Source organism: Olsenella profusa, assembly GCF_016900315.1.
Classification (GTDB): domain Bacteria; phylum Actinomycetota; class Coriobacteriia; order Coriobacteriales; family Atopobiaceae; genus Thermophilibacter; species Thermophilibacter profusus_A.
In genome coordinates this window covers 141362-156867 of the sequence record NZ_JACSNQ010000001.1, presented here as the reverse complement: position 1 = coordinate 156867, position 15506 = coordinate 141362, and the positions used below count along the sequence as shown (strand labels likewise).

12 protein-coding genes are annotated in these 15506 nt (G+C 70.2%); 8 read left to right on the top strand and 4 right to left on the bottom strand.

Going from position 1 to position 15506, the window contains the following annotated elements:
- Nucleotide 1 precedes the first annotated feature (1 nt).
- Nucleotides 2-1357, top strand: coding sequence for a shikimate kinase (locus H9X80_RS00670; protein ID WP_342590836.1), 1356 nt, complete (start codon nucleotides 2-4; stop codon nucleotides 1355-1357).
- Here H9X80_RS00670 and H9X80_RS00665 read toward each other — a convergent pair.
- Nucleotides 1354-3072, bottom strand: a complete 1719-nt coding sequence (locus tag H9X80_RS00665; RefSeq protein WP_204792416.1) for a class I mannose-6-phosphate isomerase — start codon at nucleotides 3070-3072, stop codon at nucleotides 1354-1356. The genes H9X80_RS00670 and H9X80_RS00665 overlap by 4 nt on opposite strands.
- A gap of 221 nt (nucleotides 3073-3293) precedes the next feature.
- Between H9X80_RS00665 and H9X80_RS09310 the strand changes: the two genes are divergently transcribed.
- Entirely contained in the window at nucleotides 3294-4217 is a 924-nt protein-coding gene (locus tag H9X80_RS09310; RefSeq protein WP_204792415.1) for a type II 3-dehydroquinate dehydratase, read from the top strand.
- A 42-nt stretch (nucleotides 4218-4259) separates the two neighbouring features.
- On the opposite strand, the gene H9X80_RS00655 is transcribed toward H9X80_RS09310, so the two are convergent.
- Nucleotides 4260-4862, bottom strand: coding sequence for a 5-formyltetrahydrofolate cyclo-ligase (locus H9X80_RS00655; protein WP_204792414.1), 603 nt, complete (start codon nucleotides 4860-4862; stop codon nucleotides 4260-4262).
- Nucleotides 4863-5008: 146 nt separating this feature from the next.
- On the opposite strand from H9X80_RS00655, the gene trpS reads away from it, so the two are divergent.
- Nucleotides 5009-6058 carry a tryptophan--tRNA ligase gene (gene trpS / locus H9X80_RS00650; RefSeq protein ID WP_204792413.1) on the top strand — a complete coding sequence of 350 codons (1050 nt, stop codon included), beginning with the start codon at nucleotides 5009-5011 and terminating at the stop codon, nucleotides 6056-6058.
- A 476-nt stretch (nucleotides 6059-6534) separates the two neighbouring features.
- Here trpS and argF read toward each other — a convergent pair whose 3' ends face one another.
- Together argF and H9X80_RS00640 are read right to left on the bottom strand one after the other, a co-directional pair.
- A complete protein-coding gene (gene argF, locus H9X80_RS00645) occupies nucleotides 6535-7533 on the bottom strand; it encodes an ornithine carbamoyltransferase (RefSeq protein ID WP_204792412.1) in 999 nt (332 codons plus the stop codon).
- 133 nt (nucleotides 7534-7666) lie between these two features.
- Nucleotides 7667-8992 (bottom strand): arginine deiminase family protein, encoded by a 1326-nt coding sequence (locus tag H9X80_RS00640; RefSeq protein WP_204792411.1) that lies wholly within the window; start codon nucleotides 8990-8992, stop codon nucleotides 7667-7669.
- A 152-nt stretch (nucleotides 8993-9144) separates the two neighbouring features.
- Here H9X80_RS00640 and ppk1 point away from each other — a divergent pair, with 152 nt between their 5' ends.
- The 5 genes from ppk1 to H9X80_RS00615 all read left to right on the top strand — a co-directional run bounded on the left by ppk1 (nucleotide 9145) and on the right by H9X80_RS00615 (nucleotide 15431).
- Nucleotides 9145-11751 carry a polyphosphate kinase 1 gene (gene ppk1 / locus H9X80_RS00635; RefSeq protein WP_204792410.1) on the top strand — a complete coding sequence of 869 codons (2607 nt, stop codon included), beginning with the start codon at nucleotides 9145-9147 and terminating at the stop codon, nucleotides 11749-11751.
- Between the two features lie 35 nt (nucleotides 11752-11786).
- On the top strand, nucleotides 11787-13079 hold the full coding sequence (gene rlmD, locus H9X80_RS00630; RefSeq protein ID WP_204792524.1) for a 23S rRNA (uracil(1939)-C(5))-methyltransferase RlmD: 1293 nt from the start codon (nucleotides 11787-11789) through the stop codon (nucleotides 13077-13079).
- A 406-nt stretch (nucleotides 13080-13485) separates the two neighbouring features.
- On the top strand, nucleotides 13486-13671 hold the full coding sequence (locus tag H9X80_RS00625) for a ferredoxin (RefSeq protein ID WP_204792409.1): 186 nt from the start codon (nucleotides 13486-13488) through the stop codon (nucleotides 13669-13671).
- A gap of 94 nt (nucleotides 13672-13765) precedes the next feature.
- Nucleotides 13766-14428 (top strand): Maf family protein, encoded by a 663-nt coding sequence (locus tag H9X80_RS00620; protein ID WP_428832961.1) that lies wholly within the window; start codon nucleotides 13766-13768, stop codon nucleotides 14426-14428.
- Nucleotides 14421-15431, top strand: coding sequence for a P1 family peptidase (locus H9X80_RS00615; RefSeq protein WP_239471403.1), 1011 nt, complete (start codon nucleotides 14421-14423; stop codon nucleotides 15429-15431). Before H9X80_RS00620 ends, H9X80_RS00615 begins: the two co-directional genes overlap by 8 nt.
- The last annotated feature ends 75 nt before the right edge of the window (nucleotides 15432-15506 follow it).

Sequence of the window (15506 nt, the reverse complement as noted above, 5' to 3'; positions counted from 1 at the left end):
CGTGGCCGGCGAGAAGAACCTCGAGGCCGGCGCGGGCATGCTGCTCCCGGACGTGCCGGCGGCTGACGCGCCCTTCGGGCTGGTGGGCCACCCGCTCGGCCACAGCTGGTCGCGCGAGATCCACGAGCGGCTGGGGTCTGCCCCCTACGAGCTACACGACCTCGAGCCCGACGAGGTGGCGCCCTTCGTGCGCGGGGGCTCATGGCGCGGCCTCAACGTGACCATCCCCTACAAGCGGCAGGCCGCCGAGCTCGCCGACGAGCGCAGCCCGCGCGTGGAGCGGCTCGGGGTGGCAAACACCCTCGTGCGGCGTGAGGACGGCAGCGTCCTCGCTGAGAACACCGACGTCCTCGGCTTTGCTTGGATGCTTGCGCGCTTCTGCCGCCAGCGGCTCGGCTGCTCGGCGCACGAGGCGCTCTGCGGCCGCACGGCCCTCGTGCTCGGGAGCGGCGGGGCGAGCCAGGCCGTCCAGGCCGCGCTCGAGGACCCCGAGGTGGGGGCGCGCGTCGTGGTGGTCTCGCGCCGCGGGCCCGAGACCTACGACGGCCTCGCGGAGCGCCACCCGGACGCCGCCCTGATCGTCAACACGACGCCGGTGGGCATGTACCCCGCCTGCCCGGCCTCCCCGCTGGACGAGGAGGTGCTCGACGCCCTCACGGGCCTTCGAGGCGTGCTCGACGTGGTCTACAACCCGGAGCGCACGGGGGTCTGCCTGGCGGCCGAGCGCCACGGGATCGTGTGCGAGAGCGGCCTTGCGATGCTCGTGGCGCAGGCGCTCTACTCGAGCGAGCTCTTCCAGGGCGTGGAGCTCGATGACGCGCTCGTGGCGCCGATCGAGGCGGAGCTGTACGCGCGGACCGAGAACGTGGTGCTCATCGGCATGCCGGGCGCGGGCAAGACCTCCTGCGGGCGGGCGCTCGCGCGGCTCATGGGCAGGCCCTTCGTCGACCTGGACGAGGCCATCCACCTGGAGTGCGGTCGCAGCGCCGAAGAGATCATCCGCCAGGACGGCGAGGACGCGTTCCGCGCGGTCGAGACCCGGGTCACCGGCTCCTACGGCGCCCGCTCCGGGCTCGTCATAGCCTGCGGCGGCGGCGTGGTCACGCGTCCGGAGAACTACGACCTGCTCCACCAGAACGGCCGGATCGTCCTGCTGGACCGCCCGCTCTCCGAGCTCTCGGACGAGGGGCGTCCGATGTCCCAGGCGCGCGGCGTCGAGCAGCTCGCCGCGGAGCGGATGGGGCTCTACCGCGCGTGGGCGGACGTGGTACTGCCCTGCACGGGATCTGCCGCCGGGGACGCCGAGCTCGCCCTGCAGCTGACGCGAAGGGACAGCCCCCTCGCACCATCGCTCTAGCGCTGACGCACGAAGGCCTTCACGAACACGATCGTGTCCCCCGCGCGCTCGGGGCGCATCGTGTAGCGCCCGCACGCCGCCGGCACGATGAACGTCTCCGCGTAGTGCACCGTCAGGGGCTCGAAGCTCCCCTCGGGGCTCTCCACCACGGCCGCCTCCCCCTCCACGAGGTTCAGCACGTTGACGCCCTCGGAGGCGTCGTGCTCCGTCGCCCGGCTCGCGGTCAGGCGGCGGGTCTCGATGAACTCGAGCTCGTGGAGGCCGGTGTGCTCCTCGCGGAAGCCCTCGCCCTCTTGCACGACCTCGCAGGCGTTGACGAGGTTCTCGCGCACCCACGCGGTCGTCCGGCCCCACTGGATGTTGCGCATGCCGTCGTCGATGTGGATGGGCCGCGGCAGCCCGTCGAAGCCCACCCGGTCCCAGTCCCAGAGCTTGAACGTGAAGTTGTAGGGCGTGGCCGAGATCTCGAGCACCATCGTGTTGGCCGCGGAGCAGTGGGGCGTGCCCGCGGGGATGAGAAAGTGGTCGTGCCGCCTGGCCGGGAAGCGGTTGACGTAGCGCTCCACCGGGAAGGCCGGCCCGCCCTCCTGGGCGCGCCGCAGGTCGCGCTCCATCTCGGCGGGGTCCACGCCGTCCCTGAGGCCCAGGTAGACCGCGCCGTCCGGTGCCGCGTCCAGGATGTAGTAGCTCTCGTCCTGCGTGTAGGCCATGCCAAAGTGGCTCCGGATGTACTCGGTCATCGGGTGCACCTGCAGGCTCAGGTTCTGCCCGCCCATCGTGTCGAGGAAGTCGAAGCGGATGGGAAACTCCGCGCCGAAGCGGCAGTAGTTCCTCATCCCCAGCAGCTCGACCGGCTGGAAGAGCACCAGGTCCATGGCCGGCACCTCCACGCGCACCTCACCGAAGCGCAGGTAGAGGCTGTTCTCCTCGGGCACGCCGTCAAACGCCCAGGCGTAGTTGGGCGCGTCTTTGTCCAGCCCGCAGACCTCCCTCATCCACTGGCCGCCCCACACGCCCGGGTCGAAGTAGGGCACCAGGCGGAAGGGTCTTCTCGCCACGGCGCGCAGGCCCGCCCGGAGGCCCTCGCCGGAGACGAGGCGCGGACACCCCCGCTCGTTGGAGTCGAGCAGCCAGTCGATGTCCCCCAGCAGGGCCGCCTTGCGCTTGTCGGCTATGCGCCACTCCACGAAGTAGCCGCGCTTTATCTTGCGCAGGGGGTCCTCGCCCCCGTTTTGCTGCTTGAAGTTGGGCATGCCGGCGCGGTAGCGAAGCGTTATCTCCCAGCGCGCAAGGTCGCAGTAGACAAGCGCGTCTCCCCTGCTCACGAGGCTCGCGCCCACGCCGTAGACGAGCACGCGCCCCGTCGCGGGGATAGCGGCGCGCGCGGCGAGAAGAACCTCCTGGTCGACGAAGTCCTCCATGCGCCCGTAGAACATCACGCCGCGCACGCGGTCGTCGGTGAGGTGGGGGCGCATCATGCGAGTGAGGGTGTCCCCGTCGAAGAAGACGTCCTCGCCGCGCACCACGACGTCGGGGCGGAAGGCGTCGCGCACGAGCCGGAAGACCTCCTCGTCCACCCCCGGGTAGCACTCCACGGTGAGGACCCGCACGTCGCGCCCGATCTGCGCCAGGCGCTCGCGCACCGCCTGGGCGCCCTCGCAGGCCTCGCTGTCAAAGCCCTCGACGCTCGTCTCGGGGTACCTGTCGTAGCTCATAGCGAACCTCCCTCAGGACAATGATACAAAGGGGCTGTCCCTTTGTATCATGCGCACATTTTCTGGAGCGTGCAGCCGTCTGCCGCGCCGCTCGGCGGTCAAGCCCCGCCGTGCGAGGTGAGCATCTATACTGCCTAGAGATACACGATGATGCAATCGCGGATTGATACGGGTGGAGACGGGGCTCCAGCTCGCGATTCGACGACAGGAAGGGTCGCGACGTGGACAGACGGCAGATCGCGGAAGAGGTCCTTGCGGCCGTGGGCGGCCGTGACAACGTGACGGCAAACGACATCTGCATGACTCGTCTCAGGATTCTCACCGAGGATCCCAGCCTCGTGAACACCGAGCAGCTCTCCGCCGCGCGCGGCGTGCTCGGCTACGTGAAGCGCGGCACCAACGGCATCGAGGTCGTCTTTGGGCCCGGCAAGGTGGAGGCCGTGCACGAGGCCCTTGTGGAGCTCACCGGCATCGAGGCCAACGAGAAGGTCTTTGACGACGTCGAGGGGCCCCGCAAGCCCGCCATCCACGTCCACATCACCCAGAACCCGCTGCGCGACGCCGCCATCGTCCAGAACGAGGAGGACGCCGAGGAGGCCCTCGGTCCGCGCAGCGCCCCCTCGGTCGACGACCTCGTGAGCCTGCTCGACGGCATCGACGACGCCGACGAGCCGGAGGACGAGGCCCCCGTCGCCGACGCGGCGCCCGCGCGCGTGCTCGTGATCAACGGCCCCAACATCAACATGCTCGGCATCCGCGAGCCTGACATCTACGGGCACGACTCCTACCAGTCCCTGCTGCGGCTCTGCCAGACGTCCGCCACCGACGCGGGCTTTGCCGGCTGCACCTGCTTCCAGTCCAACCACGAGGGCGACCTCATCGACGCCATCCAGGACGCCTACGGCAGCTACGCGGGCATCATCATCAACCCGGGCGCCTACACCCACACCTCAATAGCCCTGCTCGACGCCGCCAAGGCCGTGGGCCTGCCGATGATTGAGATTCACATCTCCAAGGTGGACGAGCGCGAGGAGTTCCGCCAGGTGAGCTACATCCGCGCCGCCTGCTTCGAGACCATCACCGGCATGGGCGTGGACGGCTACCGCAAGGCCATGTTCGATATGGCGGCGCACCTGGGGCTGTAGCGCGACGCGCGTCAGGCCGGGCCCCGCACGCCGCACCGCGTGCTAGCGGTATGCGCGGCAGTTCCAGACGGAGCCTTCGGTGGCGATGAAGTCCACGGGCACGTCGAGGGCGTCTGCGGGCAGGGGGTTCGACGAGAGCATCGTGGCCCGCGCCAAGCCGATCTTTTCCCCGGGGTAGAACGCGAGGAAGCGGTCGTAGTAGCCGCCGCCGTAGCCCACGCGGCGGCCCGCCCCGTCAAAGACGAGGCCCGGCACCAGGCAGACCGTCCGAACCATGTCCGGCACCGTGAGCTTGGGGGTGTCTGCGGGCGGCTCGAGGATGCCCATCGTTCCCGGCGAAAGCTCGTCAAAGGACGCAATCTCAGAGAAGGACATCTTGTGCCAGGCGCGCTCCACGCGCGGGACCGCCACGCGACGGCCCTCGGCGAGCAGCCCCCCAATGAGCGTACGGGTGTCGACCTCAGGGCCGAAGGAGACGTAGGCAAGCACCACGCGCGCCCGCTCGAAGAGCTCGAAGCCGGAAAGCGCCTCCCGGATGCGGGCGTCTGCGGTGGCGCGGTTCGCCTGGGGCAGGGTCCCGCGGACAGCGAGGTAGTTGCTCCTGAGGGAGCTCTTGTCGGCGTCCGTGCCATATGAGCTTGCCACGGGCTCTCCCCTCGCGTCGCTGACCTAACCGCTCCATTCTAGCAGGGTTTTGCCGCCCTCCCCACCACAGACCGCGCGTTTGCCGTACCATTAGGGGCCGTCGAGAAGAACGCGCCGCCCGCGGCGCTGACACGCAAGGAGTCACCATGCCTAACGAGGGAAGCTACGAGGCGGCGCTGCGCCGCAGCGACGAGGTCCACGTCGACCTCCAGAAGAACGCCGGCGCCTACACGATGCTCAGCGGCGACCGCCCCACCGGGCGGCTGCACCTCGGCCACTACTTCGGCACGCTCATCGACCGCGTGCGGATGCAGGACATGGGCGTGCGCACCAACATCGTCATCGCCGACTACCAGGTCATCACCGACCGCGACACCACCGAGCACATCGCCGACAACGTCTACAACATGGTGATCGACTACCTGGCCTGCGGCATCGACCCCGACAAGACCACGATCTTCACCCACTCGGCCGTGCCCGAGCTCAACCAGCTCATGCTGCCGTTCCTCTCCCTCGTCACCGAGGCTGAGATGGAGCGCAACCCCACCGTCAAGGCCGAGCAGGAGGCCTCCGGCCACGCGCTCACCGGGCTGCTGCTCACCTACCCGGTCCACCAGGCCTGCGACATCCTCTTCTGCAAGGCCAACGTCGTCCCGGTGGGCCGCGACCAGCTCCCCCACATCGAGATAACCGACAAGATCGCCCGCCGCTTCAACGAGCGCTACGGCCACGTCTTCCCGGAGCCGGCGGGGCTGCTCACCTCCACGCCGCTGCTCCCGGGCCTCGACGGCCGCAAGATGAGCAAGTCCTACGGCAACGCGATCTCGATCTCCATGACCGCCGAGGAGACGGCGAAGCTCATCAAGAAGTCCAAGAGCGACTCCGAGCGCATGATCACCTTTGACCCGGAGACGCGCCCCGAGATCTCCGGCCTGCTCACCACCGCCGGCATCTGCAGCGGCCGCGACCCCAGGGAGATCGCCGAGGAGATCGGCATGGACGGCGCCGGCCAGCTCAAGAAGTACGTCACCGAGGCCGTGAACACCTACTTCGCCCCCATCCGCGAGCGCCGCACCCAGATCGAGAAGGACAGGGACTACGTGGCCGACGTCATCCACGAGGGCAACCGTCGCGCCCGCGAGGTGGCCGCAGCCACCCTGGCGGAGGTCCGCGAGGCCATGGGGATGGTGTACTAGCCGCCTGCCAAGAGCCGGGGCTACCCAGGCCATTCCAACCCGTCACCCAGGCGACCCGGCGAGAAGAACGCTCGGCGTAAGCGTCGGCTTCGGGACGTTCTTCTCGCCACGGGGCGACGCTGTGGCAGCCGGTTGCGTGCTGCTTGGAAAACGCGGGGTGTCGCGGCCCGGCCAAGCGTTTCTGCTTAGGGATCGGGGACCGTTGCGCCCCGGTGTACACAGTTGCTTAAAGAGCGGGGCCCGTTGCGGCCTGCCGGGCGAAAACACGTCCGCGCAGGCCGCAACGGGCCCCGATTTCAAAGCATTTCAAAGCGCCGCCGCGACCAACGGCGCGCCATCCCCCAATCTCAAAGCAGGAACGCGCCCGCGCCGCGCAACGGCCGGCATTTTGCAAGCGCCCAGGCGCGCAAAACACCTCAGCGCCCCGCGCGTTCTTCTCGCCGGGCGCTGGGGTCCGGGCCAGGCGCCCGGTCGTCCTAGCGCAGCGTGGCCAGCATCACCGCCTTAATCGAGTGCAGGCGGTTCTCGGCCTCGTCGAAGACGCGGCTGCGCGGGCCCTCGAAGACCTCGTCGGTCACCTCGAGCTCACCCAGGCCGAACTTCTCGTAGACCTCCTCGCCGATCGTGGTCTTGCGGTCGTGGAAGCTCGGCAGGCAGTGCATGAAGATCGCGTCGGGGGCGGCCTTGGCCATGAGCTCGGCGTTCACCTGGTACGGGGAGAGCAGGCGGATGCGCTCGCCCCAGAGGTCGGAGGACTCGCCCATCGAGACCCAGATGTCGGTGTAGATAACGCTCGCGTCGCGGGCGCCCTCGTCGACGTCCGGCGTCAGCGCGATCGTGGCGCCCGTCTCGGCGGCCACGGCGCGGCAGGTCTCCACCAGCTTGGCGTCCGGCATCTGCTCGGCAGGCCCGCAGGCGCAGAAGTCGATGCCGAGCTTGGCGCAGACCACCATGAGCGAGTTGCCCACGTTGTTGCCCGCGTCTCCCATGAAGGTGACCTTGCGCCCGCGCATGCCGTCACGGCCGAACTCCTCCTCCATCGTGAGGACGTCGGCGATCATCTGCGTGGGGTGGAACTCGGTGGTGAGGCCGTTCCACACCGGCACGCCCGCGTAGGCGGCGAGCTCCTCGACGCGCTCCTGGCCGAAGCCGCGGTACTCGATGCCGTCGAACATGCGCCCGAGGACGCGCGCGGTGTCGGCGATCGACTCCTTCTTTCCGATCTGGCTCGCGCTCGGGTCCAGATAGACCGCGTGCATGCCGAGGTCGGCAGCGCCCACCTCGAAGGAGCAGCGCGTGCGCGTGGACGTCTTCTCGAAGATGAGGGCGACGTTTTTGCTCTCGAGGTAGCGGTGGGGCTCGCCCGCGTGCTTCTTCTCCTTGAGCTCGGCGGAGAGGTCGATGAGGTAGCGAATCTCCTCGGGCGTGAAGTCGAGGAGCTTGAGGAAGTTGCGTCCGGTGAGGCTGACGGCCATGTTCTTCTCCCTTCGGGGTGATGAGCAGGCCCCGATTGTACCTCAGGGCACAGGCGGTCGCGCACCCCGTTGACCGGGGCGAAACCGGCGCGACGCGCCCGGCGAGAAGGACCCGCGGCCGGCGGGCGCTCCCCTACAGCGCGTCGCGCCAGAAAGCCATCGACATGCAGTGCGGGCCGCCGCGCCCGCGGGAGAGCTCGGCGGAGGGCACCTCCAGAAGCTCGACGCCCGCGCGCGCCAGGATGTCGTTGGTGACGGCGTTTCGCTGGTAGACCAGGACGCGCCCGGGCCGCACGGCCAGCGTGTTGGAGCCGTCGTTCCACTGCTCGCGCGCTGCGGCGATGGCATCGTCCCCGCCGCACTTGATGAGCCGGACCGCATCCAGCCCGAGCGCGCGGGCAAGCGCCACGTCGAGCGACTCGTCGAGTTCGCGGATGGTCACCTCGCCGGGGCGCGCCCCGCGGGTGAGCTCGAAGACGTGGAGCGTCCCCAGGATGCCCGGGTGCACCGTGAAGGTGTCGACGTCCACCTGCGTGAACACGGTGTCGAGGTGCATGAAGGAGCGCTTGTGCGGGATCGAGAAGGCCATCACCCGGCGGATGCCGGAGTCGGGCAGCGCGGCCGGGTTCTTCTCGCCCGCCGCGCCCGGACCACTCTGCCCGGGGCGCTCGCCGCCCGACGGGTCCGTCCCGCCCCAGAGGAGGCGGTGCGCGAGCACGTCCACGGCCGCGGCCGAGGTGCGCTCGGAGATGCCCACGCCCACCACGTCCGGGCCCAGGACCAGGATGTCGCCACCCTCGATGTGGTAGGGGGCCTCCGGCGTGTACCAGAGCGGCGCTCCGCCGTAGACGGGGTGGTGGCGCAGCACGAACTCGCCGAAGATGCTCTCGCGCCGGCGGGTGGTGGTGAGCATGCGGTTCACGGAGGCGCCCGCGCCGATCACGGAGAAGGTGTCGCGCGTGAAGTAGATGTTGGGGATCGGGTCGATGGCAAGGGGCGTGCTCGCGTTGGCGTCCGTGAGCACGAGGTCCGCGAGCGACGCAGCGCGCGCCGGGGAGAGCCCGAGCTCGTCCACGCGCACGCCGGCGATGCAGCGGCGCACGAGCGCGCGGGTGTCCGTAATGTCATCGAGGAGCTCGCGCACGGCCTGCCGCGCGGCGCGGCCCGCAAGGCCCGACTCGTCGATCCAGCGCTCGCAGAAGGCGGCACGCGCCCCCGGTGCCGCGTCGAGCGCCTCGGCCACGAGCTCGTCGAGGTAGAGCACCTCCACGCCCTCGTCACGCAGCAACTGCGCGAAGGCGTCGTGCTCGCGCTGGGCCTCCTCGAGGAAGGGGATGTCGTCAAAGAGCAGCGGCCCCAGGGTGTCCGGTGAGAGGTTCAGGAGCTCCGCCCCCGGCCGGTAGAGCATGACCTTGCGCAGGCGCCCGATCTCCGAGCGCACGTTGAGTCCTTCGTACACGGGCCCTCCCCTTGAGACCTCGCCTTCCTGAAATGCCTTTCACAACCATAACTCACCCGGCCCGCCCGGGCGGGCACCCGGCTGCTATCATCAGAAGATGCCATATTCCGGCGCCCGCGTGGCGCCGCACACAGAGAAGGGGCGGAGCTCCCATGAGCAAGGAACTGGACAAGGACACGCGCGCCGACGTCGTCGAGACGCGCCCCAAGGAGAAGGACCGCGTCAAGCCGGCCAAGGGCGAGAAGGGCGACAAGTCGGAGAAGGGCGAGAAGGACAAGTCCCCCAAGTCCGGCAAGGACAAGCCCGCGCGCGACTTCTCCTACACCCAGAACCGCGAGATCAGCTGGCTGCGCTTTGACGACCGCATCCTCGACGAGGCCTACGACCCCGCCGTGCCGATCTTCGAGCGCCTCAAGTTCTGCGAGATCGTGGAGTCCAACCTCGACGAGTGGTTCATGATCCGCGTGGGCGGCCTCTCCGACCTCGCCTCCCTCAAGAACCAGCCCAAGGACAACAAGTCCAACATGACGCCTGCCGAGCAGCTCGACGCCATCTTCGAGGCGCTGCCGCCGCTCATCGAGCGCCACGAGCGCGGGCTCGCCGAGGTCGAGGCGCTTCTCGCCGAGCGCGGGCTCGTGCGCGTCTCCCCCGCCGACTACACCGAGGCCGACCGCGCGGCCGTGCAGCGCCACTTCGACCGCCGGCTCGCGCCGATCATCTCGCCGCTCATCGTCGACCCGCGCCACCCCTTCCCCAACCTGAGGAACGGCCGCCTCTTCGTGGCCTGCTCGCTCGACGGCACGGACGAGACCGGCCTTCTGGGCATCATCGAGGTCCCGGCCACCGAGCAGCGCGTGGTGGCGCTGCCCTCCACGGGCAAGGCGTGGCGCTACACGCTGCTCGAGGACGTGCTCCAGACCTGCCTCGACCAGTGCTTCGGCGACTACGTCCCCAAGCGCTCGGCTGTGATCCGCGTGACCCGCAACGCCGACATCGACCCGGACGGCGAGGGCGTCGAGGAGGAGGAGGACTACCGCCAGCACATGAAGAAGGTTCTCAAGCTCCGCCAGCGCCTCCAGCCGGTGCGCCTTGAGATCCGCGGCAAGCTCGGCAAGGCGCTCGAGGGCTTCATCGCCGACGAGCTCGCACTGGAGCCGCGACGCATCTTCCGCCTCACCCGCCCCATCGACCTCGGCTACGTCTACGGGCTCGAGTCCCACATCCCCGACCACGAGCACGCCGCCTGCGTGTTCCGCTCCTTCGAGCCGCAGATCTCCTCGATGGTCGACCTCTCCCAGCCCATGCGCGGCCAGGTGGAGGACCACGACGTCCTGCTCACCTACCCCTACGAGTCCATGACGCCGCTGCTGCGCCTCGTGCGCGAGGCCTCCGGCGACGACGCCTGCATCTCCATCAAGATCACGCTCTACCGCGTGGCCAAGAGCTCGCACCTCTGCGAGAGCCTCATCAGCGCCGCCGAGGCCGGCAAGGACGTGACCGTGCTCATGGAGCTGCGCGCCCGCTTCGACGAGGCGAACAACATCGCCTGGGCCGAGCGTCTCGAAGACGCCGGCTGCACGGTGATCTACGGCTCCGAGGGCTTCAAGTGCCACTCCAAGATCTGCCAGATCACCTACCACGACCGTGACGGCATCAGCCGCATCACCTGCCTCGGCACCGGCAACTTCAACGAGAAGACCGCCAAGCTCTACTCCGACTTCATGCTCCTCACCGCCGACGAGGGCATCGGCGCGGACGGCAACACGTTCTTCCGCAACCTCTCGCTCGGCAACCTTCGCGGCACCTACCGCCACCTCGGCGTGGCGCCGGTGAGCCTGAAGCCGCTCGTCATGCGCGGCCTCGACCGCGAGATCTCCCACGCCCGCGCCGGAGAGCCGGCCAAGGTCGTCCTCAAGATGAACTCCCTCACGGACCGCGACGTCATCGACAAGATCTCCGAGGCCTGCGAGGCGGGCGTCAAGGTCGTGATGATCGTCCGCGGCATCTGCTGCATCAAGGCGGGCGTCCCCGGCAAGACCGACGGCCTCGTGGTGCGCCAGATCGCGGGCCGCTTCCTCGAGCACGCCCGCATCTACGCCTTCGGCGAGGACATGGACACGATCTACCTCTCCAGCGCCGACATGATGACGAGAAACACCGAGCGCCGCGTGGAGATCGCCTTCCCGGTGCGCGACCCGGCGTGCTCGGAGATCGTCCGACACTTCGTGCGGCTCCAGCTCTCCGACAACGTCAAGGCCCGCCAGCTCACCGCCCAGGGTACCTGGGCGCACGTGGACGCCGACCCCGGTGCCCCGCGCATGAACTGCCAGGAGGAGCTGCTGCTGGAGGCCTACCAGAGGGCCCGCGCCGCCGCGGAGGAGCGCTCCCGCGCCGGCCGCGCCGAGAAGATCAAGCCCGCCGAGGACGCGGTCCCCGCGCTCGCCTCGGTGAGGGAGGAGCCCGCGGAGGAGGTCGCCGAGGCCGCCGCCGAGCCGGCTACGCCGGTCGAGCAGGCCGTCGAGCCCGCGGCGCCGCAGCCGGCGCCCGAGGTCGCGCCCGCAACGCCCACGCCTGCCGCGACGGCTCCGAGCGAGCCCGCGGCACCCGCGTCCTTCTCGCCGGAGCGCACCGCCCCGGCAGCTCCGGCCCCCGCTCCCACGCGGCCGGCTGCCGCGCCGCGCAAGCGCGGTCGCGTCTCGCGCGCGCTCTCCCTCTTTGGCCAGGCCTTCGGCACCCTCTTTGGCGGGGGTGACGAGTGAGCCAGCAACGGGAGCTCGAGCTGACCGTCGAGCGCATGTCCTACGGCCCCGACGCCGTCGCGCACGACGCCGAGGGCAAGGCGATCTTTGTGAGCGGCGCCGTGGCGGGCGACACCGTCCGCGTCCGCGTCGACCGCGAGGAGGACCGCTGGGCGCACGCGACGACCCTCGAGGTGCTCTCAGGCTCGGACGCGCGCGTGACGCCCGCCTGCCCCTACGCGAGCGTCTGCGGCGGCTGCCCCTGGGCCGCGCTCTCCTACGAGGCGCAGACGCAGGCCAAGCGCGCCGGCGTGGTCGACGCCCTCGCGCGCGTGGGCCGCATGGGCACGGAGCGCGCCGAGGCCCTCGTGGCGCCGCTCGTCTCGCCGTCCGAGCCATGGGGCTACCGCAACAAGGTCGAGCTCGCCGTCTCGCACGAGGGCGGACGCGTCTCCCTGGGCATGCACGGCCGGGGCGAGAAGGACGTGGTGAAGGTCACGTCCTGCGCCCTGCTGGACCGCCGCCACGCCAAGGCCGTGAAGGCCGTCTCCGGCGCGCTCGGCTACCTCGCGGGCAGCCACCACCTCGACCTCGAGCGCGTGGGCATCCGCGTCTCCCAGCGCACGCGCGAGGTGGAGGTGGCGCTCTGGGACCGTCCCGGCGGCTTCCCGCGCGCCCAGGCGGCCAAGGTACTCGCCGACGCGCTCTCCCCCACCTCGGTGGTGCGCGTCATGCAGAAGGGCCCGGCCAAGGCCCGCAAGATCGCCGGGGTCGAGTGTCTCTCCGGCGCGGGCTCCTGGGGCGAGCAGGTAGGCGACGAGCGCATGCGCGTGTCGGCCCCGTCCTTCTTCCAGGTGAACACGCGCGGCGCCGAGAAGCTCGTCGACCTCGTGCTCGAGGCGCTCCGCCCCGCCGCGGACGAGGAGGCCATGGACCTCTACTGCGGCGCAGGCACCTTCACGCTGCCGCTCGCGCGTCGTGCGGGCTTCGTCTCCGCGGTGGAGTCCTACGGACCGGCCGTGCGCGACCTGCGCCGCAACATCGACTCCGCCGGGCTCGACAACGTCGACCCCATCGGCGGGGACGCCGGGCGCGAGTTCCCCGACGTGGACGCCGACGTCATCGTGGTCGACCCGCCGCGCGCGGGCCTTGCCGCCGACGTGGTGAGCCGCCTCTCCGAGCAGCCGGCGCGCGCGATCGCCTACGTGAGTTGCGACCCGGCCACGCTGGCGCGCGACCTCGCCCGCTTTGCTGAGGCCGGCACCTTCGCGCCCGCCCGCGTGACGCCGGTCGACCTGTTCCCGCAGACCTTCCACGTCGAGACGGTCACGCTGCTCGAGCGCGCGTAGTCGGGCGCGCTGGCGACCGCTTGTGTCTGATGCCGAGCTCGCGCTACGCGACTCGCCCGAAGTCACGCTTTGCCCTCTCAGAGCGTGACTTCGGGCGAGTTTCAACGGGTCGACTCGCTCTTCGTCACGTTCTTCTCGCCGATTGCGTGACTTTGAACGAGGCGTTGATGCACGGCTCGCTCGAAGTCACGCTTCAGCCACTTGACGTGACCACGGGCGAGTCAGCAGCGCACGGGAAGCGCCCCTCGCATAATTCCCCGCGCAACGCTAGGAATAATCCGCAGCTCAGAGCCGCTGGGGCGTCTTTTTGGGCTATACGCGGGTGACGGTTGCGCGCATGGGGCAAAACGGGTACAAAAGTGAGGAAACCTGGGCAGGGGGCTCAGGCAAGAGAGAGGAACCAAACATGAAGGCTACTGTTAACGAGGATTGCATCGGCTGCGGGCTCTGCGAGGGCACCTGCCCGGACGTCTTCTCCATCTCCGACGACGGCGTGGCCGTCGCCATCGAGGAGGACGTGCCCGAGGACGCCGAGGACAGCGCTCAGGAGGCCGCCGACAACTGCCCCGTCTCCGCCATCACGGTCGAGTAGCTGGCAGTCGTCATCGAACGCCTGGCGGGGGCCGATCGGCTCCCGCCTTTTTGTATGCGGCGCGCACCCCGCGACGCACAGTGAGGAGTGAGACGTGGGACCCACAGAGAACGTGCACCTGATTCTGGCGTCGCAGTCGCCGCGGCGTCGCGAGCTGCTCGAGCAGGCCGGCTTTGCGCTCACGGTGGCGCCGGCGGACATCGACGAGACGCGCCGCGAAGCGGAGAGCCCGGTGGAGCTCGTCGGGAGGCTCGCGCGCCAGAAGGCCCGCGCGGTCCTGTCACGGCTGCTCGACGGCACGGACGGCGCACGGGCCCTCGTGGCCGCGGACACCATCGTCTGGGACGACGACGGCGAGGTGCTCGGCAAGCCCGCCGACGACGCCGACGCGGCCCGGATGCTGCGCGAGCTCTCCGGCCGCACGCACCATGTCTCCACGGGTGCCTGTCTCCTCGCCCCTGACCAAGCCGTGGCGGGAGGGGCGCGCGAGACATACTTCGTCGAGACTACCGACGTCACCTTCTGGGAGCTCACCGAGACCGAGGTCGCGGCCTACGTGGCCAGCGGCGAGCCCCGTGACAAGGCGGGCGCCTACGGCATCCAGGGCGCCGGTCGGCTGCTCGTGCGCTCCATACGCGGCGACTACCAAAACGTCGTCGGCCTGCCCGTGTCACGCCTCGTCCGCGAGCTCGGCTCGCTCATCGGCGAGAAGGACCTCGTCGCGCGCGCCATCGAGAAGGGAGGACCCCTTGCCTAGCCCGACCTCGGCCGACGCCCCCGCGGCGCACGCGATCGCAAGCATCACCCAGATCCCCGGCGTCCTGGCCGGCCACGCCACGCTCGAGGCCGCCGGCACCGGCTGCACCGTCATCGTCTGCCCCGACGGCTGCGTCGGGGGCGTTGACGTGCGCGGCGGCGCCCCTGCCACGCGCGAGACCGACCTGCTGCGCCCGGAGGAGACCGTCGAGGAGCTCCACGCGGTCGCGCTCTCCGGAGGGAGCGCCTACGGACTCGCCGCCTCCTGCGGCGTGGCCGAGGAGCTCGAGCGCCGCGGGTACGGCCTCGACGTGGGCGTGGCTCGGGTGCCAATCGTCTCGGGGGCGTGTCTGTTCGACCTTGCCTGCGGCGACGCGCACGTGCGCCCCGGCGTCGAGGAGGGCCGTGCGGCCTGCGCGGCGGCCTTCGAGCACGCCGGCGAGCCGCTCGAGCGCGGCTGCGTGGGCGCGGGCTGCGGCTGCACCATAGGCAAGCTCGCGGGCCCGGAGCGTGCGATGAAATCGGGCCTCGGCGAGGACGTGGAGCGCGCCGGAGAGCTCGTCTGCGGGGCGGTCTCGGCCGTGAACGCCTGCGGCGACGTGGTGGACCCGGACACCGGCGAGCGCGTGGCGGGCCTGCGCACGGCGGACGGCACGGCTCTTGCCAGCAGCGTCGAGACGCTGCTGGGCAACGAGGCGCAGATGCCGCTCGAGCGCACCAACACCACCATCTCCTGTGTGGTCACCAACGCGCGGCTTACCAAGGCACAGGCCACCAAGGTTGCCCAGATGGCCGCCGACGCCTACGCCCACGCCATCTCCCCCACCCATACCACCAACGACGGCGACACCGTCTTCGTGATGGCCACGGGCGCGGTTGAGGCGCCGGTGGACGTGGTGGGTGCACTCGCCGTGCGTGCGCTCGGGCGCGCGATCGTGGACGGTGCCCGCTCCGCGCACGGGGCCTACGGCTACCCTGCCGCCCGCGACCTTCGAGACGCATAGTTCGCCGCGAGACCCCGCGCGTGACAGGAGCGCCCCGACCTCCCCGTCAGCGACTTCTGGGCAAGACCCAGTGAG

Excerpts from the sequence above, each read along its gene's own strand:
- H9X80_RS00665 (WP_204792416.1), bottom strand. The coding sequence starts at position 3,072 with ATGAGCTACGACAGGTACCCCGAGACGAGCGTCGAGGGCTTTGACAGC.
- trpS (WP_204792413.1), top strand. The coding sequence starts at position 5,009 with ATGCCTAACGAGGGAAGCTACGAGGCGGCGCTGCGCCGCAGCGACGAG.
- argF (WP_204792412.1), bottom strand. The coding sequence starts at position 7,533 with ATGGCCGTCAGCCTCACCGGACGCAACTTCCTCAAGCTCCTCGACTTC.
- ppk1 (WP_204792410.1), top strand. The coding sequence starts at position 9,145 with ATGAGCAAGGAACTGGACAAGGACACGCGCGCCGACGTCGTCGAGACG.
- rlmD (WP_204792524.1), top strand. The coding sequence starts at position 11,787 with ATGTCCTACGGCCCCGACGCCGTCGCGCACGACGCCGAGGGCAAGGCG.
- H9X80_RS00625 (WP_204792409.1), top strand. The coding sequence starts at position 13,486 with ATGAAGGCTACTGTTAACGAGGATTGCATCGGCTGCGGGCTCTGCGAG.